The organism is Bacillus sp. FSL K6-3458 (assembly GCF_038005045.1).
Lineage (GTDB): Bacteria > Bacillota > Bacilli > Bacillales > Bacillaceae > Bacillus > Bacillus altitudinis.
This window is the reverse complement of record NZ_JBBOSI010000001.1, coordinates 612712-628765: the sequence shown is the minus strand read 5'-3', so window position 1 is coordinate 628765 and position 16054 is coordinate 612712. Positions and strand designations below refer to the sequence as shown.

The window sequence follows — 16054 nt, the reverse complement described above, 5'->3', positions numbered from 1 at the left end:
TCTCTTGAAAAATAAGAAAGCTCCCTTTCAAATAAATGAAAGGGAGCGTAAATGAACGTATCTTTACGTACTCTTTTTTAGAGAGCCCAAAATACATACTACATAGTTCGCTCTGGAAAGTCAAGACGGTTTTGTCCTGTTTTCAGGACCGGTTTGTGAGGGTTATTTGTCTTCCTCATCATCGTCTAAATCGTCTTCATCAATTTCCGTTAAGCCGTCATCATCTTCATCATCATCTTCGTCGAACTCTTCTATCTCTTCATCGATTTCTTCATCATCTAGGTCAAGGTCCTCGTCGTCTTCAACAAGATCAAGATCTTCTTCAAGCTCGTCGATTTCTTCTTCCTCTTCAATATCATCGAAGTCTTCTTCAACGACAGCAGCTTTTGTTTTTTTCTTTTTCGCTTTTGTTTTCACAGCTGGTTGAACTTCTTCTTCGATTTGATCAACTGGATACCAGCTGCGAAGTCCCCATCTCTGATCACCTAACGAAATAAAGCGGCCATCTATATTTAAGTCTGTATAAAATTGAGCAAGTCGATCATCAAGATCAGATTTTTGTATCCCTTGCAAACGGACCATTTCATCTATTAACTCGGAAAACGTAATCGGCGTTTTGCTGTCTCTGAAAATTTCATAAGCAAGTTCAACTAAAGACATTTGTTTGAGCTGTTCCTGTGAGTATTCTTTCAAACTCAAGGTCAGACACTCCCTTTCTATTACATGTATGTATCCATTTATCAGTGAAATAATAAGTATTTATACCTTATTCTTACGACAAACCATACCTCTCATTATAAACAAATTAGGGGAGTTTATGCCACCTTTATTGATGTTAATTTTTGATTTTTTCACAAGAGGAGCCTCTAGCGGTCAATCATTTGCGCCGAATTGGCATAATTCATGTGTGGAGCACACGTTTTGCATGCTTTTTTGTCTTCTCTTTTGATGAATACAAAGCCATTTACTCTTCTTAAAAAAGGGGATTTATTCCTTCACAAAATGTTCACTTACGACGAATTGAAACAGAAATCTATAATAAATAGACTAATTTTGAGAGGTTGATCGAATTGCCAATGACAAAAAAAGAAGATATACAATTTGGTGTCTTGATGTGTTTTTGTATGTTTTCAGTGATGTTCTTTTATAACCTATTTCTAAATGGACGGCTTGGACATATGACATGGTTAGAAGGTGTACTCACCTATGTGATCGGTTTTGCCATCACGTTGTTGATTGAGATGTGTATTGTTGGGCCTTCAGCAAAAAAAGCAGCCAACCGTTTTGCCCCAAAAGGCAAGAAAATCTATTTTATTCTCACTCTTTCTATCTTTATCGTGTTTGGGATGGTGTCTCTCATGTCTTTATGCGGATATGTCGTTCAAAGCATCAGCACAGGATTTCAAACACAATCGATTCTATCTGATTACTTAACGATTTTCGGTCATAATGTCATGTTGGCGTTCCCTTTGCAGATGTTGATTATGGGACCGCTTGTCCGTTTTGTTTTTTTCAAATGGGTGAAATTAAAACAGACAGCAGCGGTTTAGTCGAATGGATATGTTACAGCTGGATATTCTGAATGAGTGAAAAAACCAAAGGTACGGTGAATAAAGTGCCCGCAGACACGAGTACAATGAGTTTTCTGCGGCTGTTTTCTTTTTCTTCCTTCCTTTTTGGAGACTTTGAAAGCTCTGTGGAGACCATAATCCATATGATCATCGTGACGATTCCTAAAATGCCAATAAATGTTGTGTTCATCATGATAACCTCCATTTTGGTTCTTTTCCCAATTTTACCATAGTGATCAGGTGATATGAGATCATATTGGAGAGATTTCACATTTGATACAAAAACAGACCACCTCATATCAGGTGGTCTTTACTTGGTTTCTACATATCTAGCAGTTTCCGTGAGATGACCAGCCGCTGGATTTCTTGTGTACCTTCATAGATTTGAGTGATTTTCGCATCACGCATGTATCGTTCAACTGGGTAATCCTTTGTATAGCCGTATCCGCCGAAGATTTGTACGGCTTCTGTCGTCACCTTCATAGCTGTATCACCGGCAAAGAGCTTGGACATAGCTGATTCTTTCCCATACGGAAGCCCTTTCGTTTCAAGCCATGCTGCCTGATAGGTGAGCAGTCTTGAGGCCTCAATTGCCGTTGCCATATCCGCTAACTTAAATGCAATGCCTTGCTGCTGAATGATTGGTTTACCAAATTGTTTGCGCTCCTTTGCGTAATTGACTGCTGCATCCAGAGCACCTTGAGCAATGCCAACAGCTTGTGCGGCAATACCGTTTCTGCCGCCGTCAAGTGTCATCATCGCTATCTTAAAACCTTCGCCTTCTTGACCAAGCCGGTTCCTTTCGGGTATACGACAGTCTTCAAAGATGATTTCTGTCGTTGGCGATGAGCGGATGCCCAGTTTGCTTTCTTTTTTGCCGATTGAGAAGCCTTGCGTCTCTTTTTCTACAATAAAAGCGGTTGTATTGCGCGATGAAGCATCCCGGTCAGTAACAGCAAACACAATATAATAATCCGCAATGCCTCCATTGGTAATAAAGATCTTTGCGCCGTTCAAGACGTATTCATTCCCTGCTTTTACTGCTGTTGTTTTCATTCCGCCGGCATCTGAACCCGAGCCGCTCTCGGTCAGTGCGTATGCGCCGATCTTCTGTCCTTCTGCAAGCGGCTTTAAATACGTCTCCTTTTGCTCATCTGTTCCGAATGTATAGATTGGCCATGAGGCGAGTGATGTGTGAGCAGATAGGGTGACGCCTGTTGAGGCGCACACCCGTGAGAGCTCTTCAACCGCTATGACATAGGCCAAATAATCACTACCAATCCCCCCATTTTCTTCTGGCCAAGGGATTCCCGTTAAACCAAGCTCCGCCATTTGACGAAAAATAGCGGGATCATACGATTCTGTTTCATCTCGCTCTGCTGCTGTTGGCTCCACTTCATTTTTCGCAAAATCTCTCACCATTTTTTGTATCATTTCGTGTTCGTCACTTAATTGGAACTGCATCATGAGCCACCTCACTTCATATTAGCTGTTTACAAATAACCAGCCTTTGTATTTCACTTGTTCCTTCATAAATCTCACAAATTTTCGCATCACGAAAGTACTGCTCTGCTCGGTATTGCTTCGTGTAACCGGCTAGACCAAGCAAATGGATGACTTCAGTACTAATATCAACCGCTGTTTTAGATGCAAATAACTTCGCCATCGACGCTTCCTTCGTGACAGGGCGATTGGCCTCTTTATAAGAAGCCGCTTGATAGACAAGAAGTTTTGCCGCTTCCAGCTTGGTGCCCAGATCGCCCAACCGAATGGTCGTTTCAAGGCCAGCTGGATGCTGCTTTAAATACGTGACCGCCTCAGCTAATGCGGCTTCTGCAATACCAAGGCTTTGAGCCGCAATGCCAATTCTCCCCGCATTTAAGCTAGACATGGCAATCCGAAAGCCTTCTCCTTCTGCACCGAGCAGCTGTTTTTTTGGAATTCGAACACCGTCAAAATGAAGTGTGACTGTTTTTGATCCATGCAGGCCCATCTTCTTCTCATCTTTTCCGATCGTAAATCCTGGTGTCCCCTTCTCCACAATGAATGCTGATATATTTTTCTTTGCAGAAGCAGGGTCTGTCACCGCAAATACAAGATAGACTTCCGCTTCACCGCCGCTTGTGATAAAAATTTTCGTTCCATTTAACACATAGTGATCGTCTGCCCGCTCTGCTTTCAACTGAATACTAGAGGCATCTGATCCTGCCTTCGGTTCAGTTAGACAAAAGGCGCCCAGCTTCTGCCCGGACGCAAGCTTGGGGACGTAGGATTCTTTTTGTTCAGTCGTTCCAAACGCCAAAATCGGCATCGTCACAACGGATGTATGAACGGATACAATGACACCGATGGTTGCACTTACTTTGGATAATTCATGAATCGCCATGATATAGGTTGTGAAATCTGCTCCTAATCCGTGATACTGATCTGGGATCGGAATGCCTAAAAAGCCTTGCCGACCCATTTCAGCTAAAAGCGTTTTCGGGAACACGCCCTGTTCCATCGCTTCTATTTCAGGGAATACATGCTGGCGTGCAAATTCTGCTACTCGTTTTCTCCAAAGACGTTGTTTTTCTGTCAGCAACACATCCATCTTGACTCCCCCTATGAGTGGTCGTGGTAAGTGTAAAAACCTCTCTTTGTCTTTTTGCCCAGCCAGCCTGCGTTCACGTATTTTTTCAAAAGAGGACAAGGTCGATATTTGCTATCTCCAAGACCCTCGTGAAGGGTATTCATAATAAATAAACAAGTATCGAGCCCGATGAGGTCGGCGAGACGAAGCGGGCCCATTGGATGGTTCATTCCAAGCGTCATGATGCCGTCAATACTTTCTACATCTGCCACGCCTTCATAAAGGGTATAAATGGCTTCATTGATCATCGGCATCAAAATGCGATTTGACACAAACCCAGGGAAGTCTTCCACTTCAATTGGCGTTTTGTCTAATGTCTTCGCGGTGTCAAAAACAAATTGGTACGTGGCATCATCCGTTTGTAGCGCACGGATTACTTCCACAAGTTTCATCACGGGAACTGGATTCATAAAATGCATGCCAATCACTTTCTCAGGCCGTTTCGTCACGGCTGCTAATTCTGTGATCGACAAGGAAGACGTATTTGTCGCAAATATCGTGTCATCAGGTGCAAATTGATCAAGGGTTTCAAAGATTTGTTTTTTGATCTTCATTTGTTCAGATGCGGCTTCAATCACTAAATGCGTCTGCTGTACATCCTTTAATTCTGTTGAAACAGCCAGTCGCTGTGTAATATCACGGACTGCCTGATGTGCCAGCTTTCCTTTTTCTGCTCGTTTCGTCAGTTGTTTGGTCATAGAGGAAATGGCTCGATGAATCTGCTCCTCTTCCGTATCATGGAGCAGGACGGTATAACCTGACTGTGCAAATACTTGGGCAATACCCGAGCCCATTTGCCCAGCCCCAACGACCATGACGGTCTCTTCTATACTCATGACAATGAACGCCTCCCTTTTAATCCACCTTGATCATGATCGCATCACCTTGACCCCCGCCGCTGCAAATTGCCGCAATGCCGATCCCGCCGCCTCTTTGTCTGAGTGCATGGATCAAGGTCAATATAATACGTGTTCCGCTTGCTCCAATCGGGTGACCAATCGCGACTGCCCCTCCGTTCACATTCATTTTCCGCCGATCCAGTCCAAGAATTTTTTCGCATGCCAATGCAACCGCTGAAAAAGCCTCATTGATTTCAAACAAATCAATATCCTCTACTCGCTTCCCTGTTTTCTTTAACACTTTTTCGATGGCATAGGCTGGTGTTTTCGGAAAATCCTTTGCCTCTACTGCTACTTGCGCATGCCCAAGCACAACTGCCAGAGGTTTTTCACCTTGCTGCATGGCGTATGTGTCTTTCATTAATAGAAGCGCACTTGCACCATCATTGACACCAGGTGCATTACCAGCGGTGATCGTACCTGCCTGATCGAAAACGGGCATCAGCTTTGACAAACGTTCATATGACGTATCACGCCGCGGGGCTTCATCTTCTGAAATCAGCAGATCTCCTTTTTTATTCTTGACGGTAACGGGGATGATCTCATTTTTAAAAAAGCCGCTTTTTTGCGCCTCAATGGCTCGTTCATGACTTCTTAACGCCCAAAGGTCTTGTTCTTCTCGTGTAATGCCAAGCTCTTTCGCCACCATGCTTCCATACTCACCCATATGAACACCTGTAAACGAACAGGTTAATCCATCTAAAATCATGGCATCTTGTACTGCACCATCTCCCATTTTGTAACCCCATCGTGCTTTTTTCAGAAGATAAGGAGCATGGGACATGGATTCCATGCCGCCTGCCACGATCACCTTAGCATCTCCCGCTCGAATGATTTGATCGGCTGTCGTGACACTGCGCATTCCTGAAGCACAGACTTTGTTGATGGTTTGCGTCGGAACCGACCAAGGGAGATCTGCATGTCTAGCTGCCTGTCTTGAAGGAATTTGACCTTGTCCTCCTTGAAGGACACTGCCCATGATGACTTCATCCACTTCATGGACATTTGAGGCTCTTTCCAGCGCAGCTTTTATCGTCATCCCGCCTAATTCTGCAGCAGTCAAACGACTGAAAGTTCCACCTAGTTTTCCAAATGGTGTTCTCGCTCCAGATACAATGACCGTCGTGCTCATTTCTTCCCCTCCTATTTGTTACCGCTTACATAAATACTAGACAGTTCATAAAATATCGATGTCCACTGGCCGATGAACAGTCGATCCATCGGCCTGACACCTTTATGAAGCCTGCGTTCTCGTTTCGCCAAACACTGATTTTTCAAGAAGTTCTGCGACATCAAATGTGCCGACCTGCTCTTCTACTTCCTTCGCTTTCGTCCCATCCCCAAGCATGGTTAAACAATATGGGCACCCTGAGCTGATGATGGACGGCTGTACCTGTAAGGCCTGCTCCGTCCTCGCTGTGTTAATTCGAGTACCTGTCTCTTCTTCCATCCACATTAAGCCACCGCCGGCACCACAGCACATCCCCGATTCACGATTCCGTTCCATTTCTTTCAGTGTCACACCAGGAATGGCTTTTAAAATATCTCTTGGCGGATCATAGACCTCGTTATATCTGCCTAGGTAGCAAGAATCGTGGAAAGTAATGACTTCGTTCACTTCATGAATAGGCGTTAATTTCCCCTCTTTTACTAGCTCTGCCAGCAATTCTGTATGATGATACACCTCTGCCTCAAGTCCAAAGTCTGGGTATTCATTTTTAAATAAATTGTAAGCATGCGGATCGATCGTGACGATTTTGGTTACGTCATTTTTTTGAAATTCTTCGATGTTTTTTGCAGCAAGCTCTTGGAACAAAAATTCATTCCCAAGTCTTCTCGGTGTATCACCTGAGTTTTTCTCTTTATTGCCTAGGATGGCAAAAGAAACCCCTGCTTCATTGAGCAGTTTTGCAAAGGCAAGAGCAATCTTTTGGCTCCTATTGTCATATGCACCCATCGATCCAACCCAGAATAAATAGTCGAAGGTCTGATCTGCTTTTTTCAGTTCTTTCACTGTCGGTACGTGCACATCTTCTCTTAGATCACACCAGTTTTCTCTTTCTTTTCGATTCAATCCCCATGGGTTCCCTTGGCGCTCGATGCTTGTCATCGCACGCTGTGCATCTGCATCCATTTTTCCTTCTGTCAGCACTAAGTATCTGCGCATATCAATGATTTTGTCGACGTGTTCGTTCATGACAGGACACTGATCTTCACAGTTTCGGCATGTCGTGCATGCCCAGATTTCTTCTTCTGTAATGACCTCACCAATGAGAGAAGGATGGTACATTGCGCTCGCCGCAGATTCTTCCGCTCCAGCTCCCCTTGCCTGTAATGCCAGCTGATTTCCTGTCGTCTGTTTGAAAGCAAGCTGCGGAACCCACGGTGTCTTTGAAGTAATGGCAGCCCCTTTATTTGTTAAATGATCTCTTAATCGTAAAATCAAATCCATTGGAGACAGCATTTTTCCCGTCCCTGTCGCCGGGCACATATTCGTACAGCGCCCACATTCCACACAAGCGTAAAGATCGATCAGCTGAGATTGACGGAAATCTTCAATTTTCCCAACGCCGAACGTTTCTTGTGTCTCATCTTCAAAATCAATTTTTTGCAGTTTGCCTGGCGGGTCCAATCTGCTGACAAATACGTTGACCGGACCAGCGATGAGATGGGCATGCTTAGACTGCGGGACGTACACTAAGAACGTCAGTAAAATAAGAAGATGCACCCACCATGCGACATAGAACACAATTGTTGCCGCAAGTGGTGACAGCCAGCCCAGCAAGAAAGCAATGCCGGAAGCAATTGGCTCAGTTGCTGATAGTGAGTGCCCATGCCAAATGATGTTCATTCCGTTTCCTAGTAATACGGTCAGCATCAATCCGCCAATAAACAAAAGGACAAGCCCTGACTTAAAGCCCCTTTTTAAACGGACTAACTTCTCGACATATCTTCTATGGAATGCCCAAACCACCGCCACTAAAATGAGAAGTGTGACTACCTCTTGGAAGAATGTAAAGACACCGTAAAGCGGACCTAATGGTAGCCCGCTGTCTGGAACAAGTCCCTTCATAATAAAATCAAGGGCTCCGAACTGCACTAAAATAAATCCATAGAAAAACAGCACATGAATGATGCCGCTCTTCTTGTCCTTCAGCAGTTTCTTTTGACCAAACACATTCACCCAAACACGTTCTAAGCGTTTTTTCATGTCTTTCTGAAATTCTTCTTTTTTGCCAAGACGAATATACGCGGCTCGTGTTCGAATGAGATAAATAAACAAATACACAGCGTAAGCGGTCACTGCCGCAAATGCAATCAAGTTAACAATTAAAAGGCTATTCATCTTGCTCCCCCTTTCATTCCCCAAGACCCACTTTGTTCCGTTTCCATGTTGTACCTCTATCATAAATAATGAATGAGTATTCAGTCAATATTTTTTGCCCATTTGGGTACACTATCGTCATATGTAAAAAAGGAGGAACCTTCATGATCGCATGGATCATTCTACTCGTCGTCTTCGTCATTGTTCTACTCGTCAGGCTAGATCTTTATATAGGGAGAAAATATTTTTCTACCCATGCTTTTGAACGGTCTTTTGACCAAACAAGCGGCGATGCAGTTTTTTATCATGATGGCGAACCACTGTTTGATCAGCTGCTTACGGATATACAGCAAGCCTCTTCTTCTATTCATATGATGTTCTTTATTGTAAAGAACGACAAGATTGGGCAAAGGATTCTGCAAGCACTTAAAGCGAAAGCAGAGCAAGGTGTTTCGGTTTTTTTGCTCACTGATCGGTTAGGCTCCTATCCATTTGATCAAACATCCATTCAGATGCTCGAAAAAAGTGGCATTCAAATTTACTTTTTAAACAAACCACGTTTTCCTTTTTTCATTTATCGCTTGAACATGAGAAATCACCGGAAGATCACGGTGATCGATGGGAAGATCGGCTACATTGGCGGGTTTAATATCGGCGATGAATATGTAGGGAAAAACGGCAGGTTTGGCATTTGGAAAGACTATCACCTGCGCATGACAGGACAGGTTGTCGCAGACCTCCAGCATGTGTTTCTGAATGATTTGTACCGGTCATCTGGTATTCACCAGCTGCAATACGAGGTTTTTCCTACACTGGAACCGGGAACATTACAGTGCACTACACGTGCGACGGCAGGTTTTTCTTTAGAAGCCTTATTTCTTCACGATATTCAACAGGCGAAAAAGCAAATCACCATCTGCACGCCCTATTTTATTCCATCCGCCCCTCTTCTAAGCGCCCTTCTTGACGCACGGAAGCGAGGCGTGACTGTCGACATCATCATCCCAATGAAGGCAGATCACCCGCTTGTGAAAGAAGCTGGATTTCATTATTTGAAAGATCTGATCGCTGCTGGATGTCTTGTGTATCGTTTTTATAAAGGGTTTTATCATGCGAAAGCCATTCTCATCGATCATAGCCGTTGTATGATCAGTACAGCGAACTTTGATAAACGAAGTTTGTTTTTCAACGAAGAAGTGGATGTGGCCATTGATGATCCCGCCTTCACCGCACATGTAGAGGAAAAGATTCGTGAACACATGGAAGTGTCAGAACTGATGACTGAAGAAAAATACAAACAACGCCCACTTCTCACGCGTCCAATTGAGTGGATAGGCGCCCTGTTCTCGTATTTTTTATAAAGGAGTTGACCTATGCGTTATCGATTTGGTTATGTATCCAACGCTGTCACTTTATGGGAAGCTTCACCTGCCAAGTCGCTGACCTTTGCAAGATACAGTAAGCTCTCAAAGGAAGAGAGGACAGAGGCTCTATTGCGAACGACGAAAGCCAACCTCGTCAATACATTAAGAACGCTTTATTTTGCGATTGCCCATGATATTCCGCTTTACCGTTTTTCAAGCTCGATTGTCCCGCTCGCCACCCATCCTGAGGTGCGGTGGGACTTTGTGACACCCTTTCGCAAAGAATTTCTAGAGATTGGTCAACTCGTAAAGCGGCACGGATTACGAGTGAGCTTTCACCCCAATCAATTTACTTTGTTCACAAGTCCAAAACCTTCCATTACAGAAAACGCCGTCATTGATATGACCTATCATTATGAAATGCTTGAGGCCATGGAGCTTGAAAAGGAAGGCTATATGAACATTCATGTCGGAGGTGCATATGGCGACAAGGCATCTGCTTTACAGCGTTTTGATGAAAATATAAAGCAGCTTCCTGCACATATCAAGGCGAGAATGACGCTTGAAAATGATGACAAAACCTATACGTCATTAGAAACGCTTGATGTTTGTGAAAAGCATGGCATCCCGTTTGTATTTGATTACCACCATCACATTGCAAACAAAGATGATGATGCGGCACTTGATGACATTTTGCCAAGAGTGTTTGACACGTGGGCAAACACTGGCATACCGCCTAAAATCCACTTATCCTCACCAAAATCAGAAAAGGCGATACGAAGCCATGCGGATGGAGTGGAGATGTCCTTTGTATTGCCACTTTTTCAAGCTTTAAAGTCGTATGGTCGTGATGTGGATTTTATGATTGAGGCAAAGAAAAAGGATCATGCTTTGCTCCGTCTTGTTGAAGAACTGTCAGCGATCAGAGGCAATCGGCGGACGGGCGGAGGCACCATTGAGAGGAAATCGTAGAGAAAGGTTTACCTCTATCACAACGGGGGTAACAAAGCTATTGTGAGAAAGTATTTAACAGGAGGATATGAAGATGTCACAAATCTATTCAATCCGAATTGCTGCGAAAGCATTGAATTTACATAAGCTTATTTCTCTATACGAAAAGTGCCAGCACGCTCAGCATCGTTTATATGTATATTCTAAAAAAACAATGTGCAACATTAAGAACATCGTAGAGCTAGAAACCTTTAGGCTTACTCATTTAGAATCAGACTATTTAATCGTGGTAGAAGGAAAAGAGGCACAAGACCTTCTTCAGCCGTTTGAAAAAGAGAATGCTTCGTAAAGGCAGTCTTAAGGCTGCTCTAGATTGTTGATAAAGGGCTAAAATAAAATTTATTTTAGCCCTTTATCTTCTTTTCAGTGTGATAGAAAACCTTTGACGTCTAGGAAGGACGAGGAGCGGAGCGAATTGCGCATTCGTGAGCACTTCTTTTTCTTATATCCATGCTTCTGTCAGCCAAACCTCGCGTGACGTTGCATTCATTTTTACTTGTGTACCGATTGGCATCGTGAGCATCGGATGCGTATGGGCACTGTCAAATTCCGCGATGAGCGGCCTCTTTGTATCTCCCAGTACTTCAAGTAAAAGATCGTGCGGCCTTTTGCCCGTTCCTTCATCATCAAACAGCTCATGTTTCCCTAAGAGGATACCAGATACCTGTTCAAACACACCATTTATCTTTAACAGAGAGAAGTTCTTTTCGACGGTGGAGGCGGTTTTCATACAATCTTCAATGAGAAGGATATCGCCTTTTTGGATTTGAGGAATGAATTCACTTCCCCATATGCCATACATGGCATTTAGGTTCCCGCCGATCAGTCTGCCTTCTGCCTGCCCTTCAATGACGCACATCCAATCGTTTGGACGTGTTTCTTTTTCTCGTATTTTCTCTTCCCAGTTGATCCGTTCGTCCGTCCAGAAGGGCGGCTTTTTCACCTGATATGGGATGGGCTGCGGATGAATGAGAATGTCCTCGAAAGATTGATATGTATGATTAACAAATGGTTCAAACTCTCCAAAAGACGGCACAAGTGCAGGCCCGTAAAAAACAGGCAGACCCGTTTTTTCATAAGCCGCTAAAAGAATCGCCGTCGCATCTGAATAACCAATCATGATTTTCGGATGCTTCTTCAGCAGCTCAAAATCAAGATAAGGCAGCAAACTATTCGAGTTCGTCCCCCCAATCATCGACATGATACAGGACAAATCTTCTCTCGCCATCAGCTCATTCAGCTCAGCTGCTCGTTCTTGAATCGTTCCCGAACGATAGTGATCCTCTTTCCCTGTTAATGATCCTGGTACCACAATGAATCCTTTTTGTTCAAGCCATTCCTTCGCCCGCTCATACCTAAGAGGCGAGGTGGCAGATGCCGGACTTGAGGGAGAATAAATACCAATTTTATCGCCCTTCTGTAAATGCCGAAGCCCCTTCATTCCATCAGATCCTTCCTACACGAGTTTTTACTATCCTAGCAAAAAAAGCCCTTTTTCAAAAGGGCTCAGATTTAATATAAGAGCTTAAACAGCCCAAACAATATGACAGCAAAACTGATGGCCAGCATCGCAAATATCTTTTTTCTGCTCAGAGAACTACCTATGACGTTCACTCCAGTATTGATGCCAAACAAAATCATTCCCACATAAAAAAAGACTGGATTGAGTCCAGCGGGAATGATTAAGATAAATAAGCCAACGAGCGTCACATAGTGAATGCTTTTGATCATGACTGTTTTTGCCGTTTCACTCAAGCCATCCTCTCCTTTTGAATCCAATTGCCTTATAGTATATCAACATTCCATTTAAATGGAAAAGAAGATTTTATCCTATCAAAAAGAGCCCAGCTTAATAACTGGACTCACTCAATCACTTCTCTTCAATGACCAAACTGCGCTTCATGCAGTCTGCTATAGACGCCGCCCATTTGGATTAAGTCTTGATGGCGGCCTTGTTCTTCAATGCCTTCCTCTGTCACGACGATGATTCGGTCTGCATGTTTAATTGTCGCAAGGCGGTGAGCAATGACGAGTGTCGTCCTGCCGACTGCCAGTTCGCTTAGTGCGTCTTGGATCGCTTTTTCTGTTTCTGTATCAAGTGCTGACGTCGCTTCATCCAAAATAAGAATAGACGGGTTTTTCAAAAACATCCGTGCAATTGACAGGCGTTGCTTTTGACCGCCGGATAGCTTAACGCCGCGTTCACCAATGACCGTATTCAACCCTTCTGGGAAACGCTGAACGAGCTCCTCTAAATGGGCACGTCGCACCGCCTCCCAAATGTCTGCATCACTCGCTTCCAGGTTGCCGTACGCAATGTTTTCACGAATGGTGCCTGAGAATAAAAAGACATCCTGCTGCACAATGCCAATCTGCTGTCTTAAAGAGGACAAGGTCATCGATTTTGTGCTCACACCATCAATGGTGATGTCTCCTTCGTCCACATCATAAAAACGAGGCAGCAGACTACAAATGGTCGATTTCCCCGCTCCTGATGGCCCGACAAACGCAACAGTTTCCCCTTGTTTAATCTTCAAGTTGATATCCTTCAATACATGACTGTGCTCATCGTAGCCAAATGTCACGTTTCGATACTCAATTTCACCTTTCAAGCCGTAAAGATCACGTGCTCCTTCTGTATCCTTCACATCTGGCTCTGTTTCAAGCAAATCGACATAGCTTTTAAAACCGGCAATGCCTTTTGGATACATTTCAATCACCGTGTTGATCTTATCAATTGGTCTGAATAGCACATTTGTGATCAAGACAAAGGCGATAAATCCGCCTGCCGTTAATTGACCTTGAAGGACAAACCATGTACCTGCCAGAAGGACAAACAGCGTCACAAGCCTTGTGAGAATATAGCTGATTGATCCGTTAACTGACATAATTTTATAGGAAAGAAGTTTCGCTTTTCGAAAGCGGTTGTTATTTTCAGCAAAGCGCTTTTTCTCAAAATGTTCATTTGCAAAGGCTTGAACAAGACGAATACCGCCAATATTATTTTCAACCCTTGCATGAAAATCTCCAATGTCATTGTTGAGTTGTGTAATCGCCTGTGTCATTTTTTTATTAAAATGAAGGGCTAACCAGATGATAACTGGCATAATCAAGAAGGTTAAAATGGCAAGCTGCCAGTTAATCATGAGCATGACGGCAAAGGCGCCAAGAATGGTCATAATCGCAATAAACAAATCCTCAGGTCCGTGATGAGCCACCTCACCAATGTACATGAGGTCATTGGTCATTCGAGACATAAGCTTACCCGTTTTGTTGTTATCAAAGAACTTAAATGAGAGACGCTGAAAATGATCAAATAGCTTTTTTCTCATATCGGTCTCAATGTTAATGCCAAGCATGTGTCCCCAATACGACACGATAAATTGCATCACTGAGCTGAGTGCGTAAATGACAAACAGCGCAAGTGCGGTCCAGGCAATGACCGTCCAGTTCCCTGTTGGTAATAATGTATCAATGAAGTAGTTCACGATGAGCGGGAAACCTAGTTCCATGAGCCCAACGGCAACAGCGCAAAAGAAATCTAAAAAGAACAGACCGCGATAGGGCCTGTAATAGGCAAAAAAGCGTTTTAGCATATGTAAAAGAACCTCACTTCCCCTATAATTGATAATCATTTTCAATTATAGAGGAATCATTATCGAATTACTAGATCAGGAAATGATTTCTTCCCCTGGAAACCCTCACAATACACCTGAAAACAATCGCGCAAACGATTCCTTTAAACGTTCCTTTAAGCCCCTTTTATAAAAATGAACTGGCCCCATTTGCTCACATTCTTTCATATCTTCCTCATAATGAGCCATCAATTGCTCGATCGGTTTCTTTGCCGCTGTAAAGACATTGACCTCAAAATTGAGTTGGAAGCTTCTCATATCAACATTGGCCGTTCCGACAGAGGCAAGTTCTCCATCTGCAATCATGACCTTTTGATGCATGAACCCTTTTTGATAGTGATACACCTTGATGCCCTCTTTCAAAAGCTCAGAAAAATAAGATCGTGTGGCGTATTGCGTGAGAAATCCATCATTAATCTCAGGCACCATCACACGCACATCCACCCCTCTTGTCGCCGCAATTTTTAACGCTGTGCGAATGGATTCATTTGGGACAAAATAAGGCGTCGCAATCCAGACAAATTGCTGTGCATTCGAAATGAGTGCGTCATATAAATCACTCATACTTTCCTTCATATCAGGTCCAGTCGGCACGACCTGAATGACATCTTCTCCTGTCACAGGATGCGGGGTGTGATACTTCGGATCATCAATTAACACTTCATCTGATACATACTCCCAGTCCAGCATAAATATGGAGTGAAGTGTCTGAACGGCTTCACCCTTTAACATCGTATGCGTGTCACGCCAAAAGCCGATGTTTTCATCGCGTCCTACATATTCCTTCCCGACATTGAGCCCGCCAACAAATCCTGTTTCTCCATCAATAATCACGATTTTCCGGTGATTTCGGAAATTGAATTTTTGATTAAAGAATCCGTATTTTAATGGTAGAAAAGGAGCGACCTTTATCCCTGCCTGCTTCAATCGTTTAATATCTTTTCGTGAGAAGCGAATGCTGCCAGCCGCATCATAGATGAATCGAACCTCTACTCCTTCTTTCACTTTTTCAATCAGGATCTCCATCATCCGGTGACCGAGGAAATCAGATTTGAACATGTAATATTCTATATGGATGAACGTTTTTGCCTTTTTTAATTCTTCAAAAATACGAGGAAAGGTTTCCTCTCCATTCTTTAAAATCTCCATATCACTATTTGTATTTACATGCATCCCTGTTGCTTTTTCTGTGTAATGAAAAAAAGCACGCTGATTATCGGTTAAACGCGTCTCATCCGGTTTACTCTCAAGCTCTGATATTCTGCGTAATTTTTCTCGGTTATACATTCTCTTTGATTTAAACAAATGTCCTTTGACATAAAGCTGTCCTGAGAACAAATAAAACATATAGCCGATGATCGGGAAAAAGATCAGTACATACATCCATAACAGCGTGTGCTGTGATGTCCGGTTCTCTAGCATGAGCGAAATAATACTAAATAAAATGATGGCGATGTAACTAGCTGCGTATAGCTGAAAACCCCACGCCGGCACTGGCCACCAAAACACCACATATGCCCCAAATATCATGAAATATAAAAATAGAAATTCCAGTCTCCTCTTTTTCACATTCTCCGCCCTCATTCTGTCTTTTTCTTTTCCATACCCTTTGCACAG

15 protein-coding genes are annotated in these 16054 nt (G+C 43.3%); 4 read left to right on the top strand and 11 right to left on the bottom strand.

The genetic code is table 11. The annotated features are described in order from the left end of the window. Positions 1 to 162: 162 nt before the first annotated feature. Positions 163 to 699 carry a DNA-directed RNA polymerase subunit delta gene (gene rpoE, locus MHH23_RS03275; protein ID WP_017360054.1) on the bottom strand — a complete coding sequence of 179 codons (537 nt, stop codon included), beginning with the start codon at positions 697 to 699 and terminating at the stop codon, positions 163 to 165. A gap of 377 nt (positions 700 to 1076) precedes the next feature. On the opposite strand from rpoE, the gene MHH23_RS03270 reads away from it, so the two are divergent. Then, positions 1077 to 1550: a DUF2798 domain-containing protein gene (locus MHH23_RS03270; protein ID WP_373870393.1), complete on the top strand. Its 474-nt coding sequence runs from the start codon at positions 1077 to 1079 to the stop codon at positions 1548 to 1550. Between the two features lie 13 nt (positions 1551 to 1563). Here MHH23_RS03270 and MHH23_RS03265 read toward each other — a convergent pair whose 3' ends face one another. The 6 genes from MHH23_RS03265 to MHH23_RS03240 all read right to left on the bottom strand — a co-directional run bounded on the left by MHH23_RS03265 (position 1564) and on the right by MHH23_RS03240 (position 8448). Further along, on the bottom strand, positions 1564 to 1761 hold the full coding sequence (locus MHH23_RS03265; RefSeq protein ID WP_034647437.1) for a hypothetical protein: 198 nt from the start codon (positions 1759 to 1761) through the stop codon (positions 1564 to 1566). A 131-nt stretch (positions 1762 to 1892) separates the two neighbouring features. After that, entirely contained in the window at positions 1893 to 3035 is a 1143-nt protein-coding gene (locus tag MHH23_RS03260) for an acyl-CoA dehydrogenase (protein WP_050826686.1), read from the bottom strand. A 16-nt stretch (positions 3036 to 3051) separates the two neighbouring features. After that, complete coding sequence (locus tag MHH23_RS03255; RefSeq protein ID WP_256688776.1) at positions 3052 to 4164, bottom strand: acyl-CoA dehydrogenase family protein; 1113 nt, start codon at positions 4162 to 4164, stop codon at positions 3052 to 3054. Between the two features lie 11 nt (positions 4165 to 4175). Next, complete coding sequence (locus MHH23_RS03250) at positions 4176 to 5039, bottom strand: 3-hydroxybutyryl-CoA dehydrogenase (protein WP_256688777.1); 864 nt, start codon at positions 5037 to 5039, stop codon at positions 4176 to 4178. Between the two features lie 19 nt (positions 5040 to 5058). Beyond that, the gene (locus MHH23_RS03245; RefSeq protein ID WP_340958896.1) at positions 5059 to 6234 is read right to left on the bottom strand and encodes an acetyl-CoA C-acetyltransferase; all 1176 of its coding nucleotides are present in this window, start codon (positions 6232 to 6234) and stop codon (positions 5059 to 5061) included. Between the two features lie 102 nt (positions 6235 to 6336). Beyond that, complete coding sequence (locus MHH23_RS03240) at positions 6337 to 8448, bottom strand: (Fe-S)-binding protein (RefSeq protein ID WP_340958894.1); 2112 nt, start codon at positions 8446 to 8448, stop codon at positions 6337 to 6339. 143 nt (positions 8449 to 8591) lie between these two features. On the opposite strand from MHH23_RS03240, the gene cls (MHH23_RS03235) reads away from it, so the two are divergent. The 3 genes from cls (MHH23_RS03235) (at position 8592) to MHH23_RS03225 (ending at position 11091) form a co-directional block, all read left to right on the top strand. Beyond that, positions 8592 to 9788 carry a cardiolipin synthase gene (gene cls / locus MHH23_RS03235; protein WP_340958892.1) on the top strand — a complete coding sequence of 399 codons (1197 nt, stop codon included), beginning with the start codon at positions 8592 to 8594 and terminating at the stop codon, positions 9786 to 9788. A gap of 12 nt (positions 9789 to 9800) precedes the next feature. Then, positions 9801 to 10763 (top strand): UV DNA damage repair endonuclease UvsE, encoded by a 963-nt coding sequence (gene uvsE, locus MHH23_RS03230; RefSeq protein WP_163116005.1) that lies wholly within the window; start codon positions 9801 to 9803, stop codon positions 10761 to 10763. A 73-nt stretch (positions 10764 to 10836) separates the two neighbouring features. Beyond that, a complete protein-coding gene (locus tag MHH23_RS03225) occupies positions 10837 to 11091 on the top strand; it encodes a hypothetical protein (protein WP_008343494.1) in 255 nt (84 codons plus the stop codon). A 153-nt stretch (positions 11092 to 11244) separates the two neighbouring features. On the opposite strand, the gene MHH23_RS03220 is transcribed toward MHH23_RS03225, so the two are convergent. The 4 genes from MHH23_RS03220 to cls (MHH23_RS03205) all read right to left on the bottom strand — a co-directional run bounded on the left by MHH23_RS03220 (position 11245) and on the right by cls (MHH23_RS03205) (position 16006). After that, the gene (locus MHH23_RS03220) at positions 11245 to 12243 is read right to left on the bottom strand and encodes a S66 family peptidase (RefSeq protein WP_138279109.1); all 999 of its coding nucleotides are present in this window, start codon (positions 12241 to 12243) and stop codon (positions 11245 to 11247) included. A 71-nt stretch (positions 12244 to 12314) separates the two neighbouring features. Continuing rightward, positions 12315 to 12557, bottom strand: a complete 243-nt coding sequence (locus MHH23_RS03215) for a hypothetical protein (protein ID WP_061420503.1) — start codon at positions 12555 to 12557, stop codon at positions 12315 to 12317. Positions 12558 to 12682: 125 nt separating this feature from the next. Beyond that, a complete protein-coding gene (locus MHH23_RS03210) occupies positions 12683 to 14398 on the bottom strand; it encodes an ABC transporter ATP-binding protein (RefSeq protein WP_017368229.1) in 1716 nt (571 codons plus the stop codon). Between the two features lie 105 nt (positions 14399 to 14503). Then, positions 14504 to 16006 carry a cardiolipin synthase gene (gene cls / locus MHH23_RS03205; protein ID WP_025208143.1) on the bottom strand — a complete coding sequence of 501 codons (1503 nt, stop codon included), beginning with the start codon at positions 16004 to 16006 and terminating at the stop codon, positions 14504 to 14506. Between the last annotated feature and the right edge of the window lie 48 nt (positions 16007 to 16054).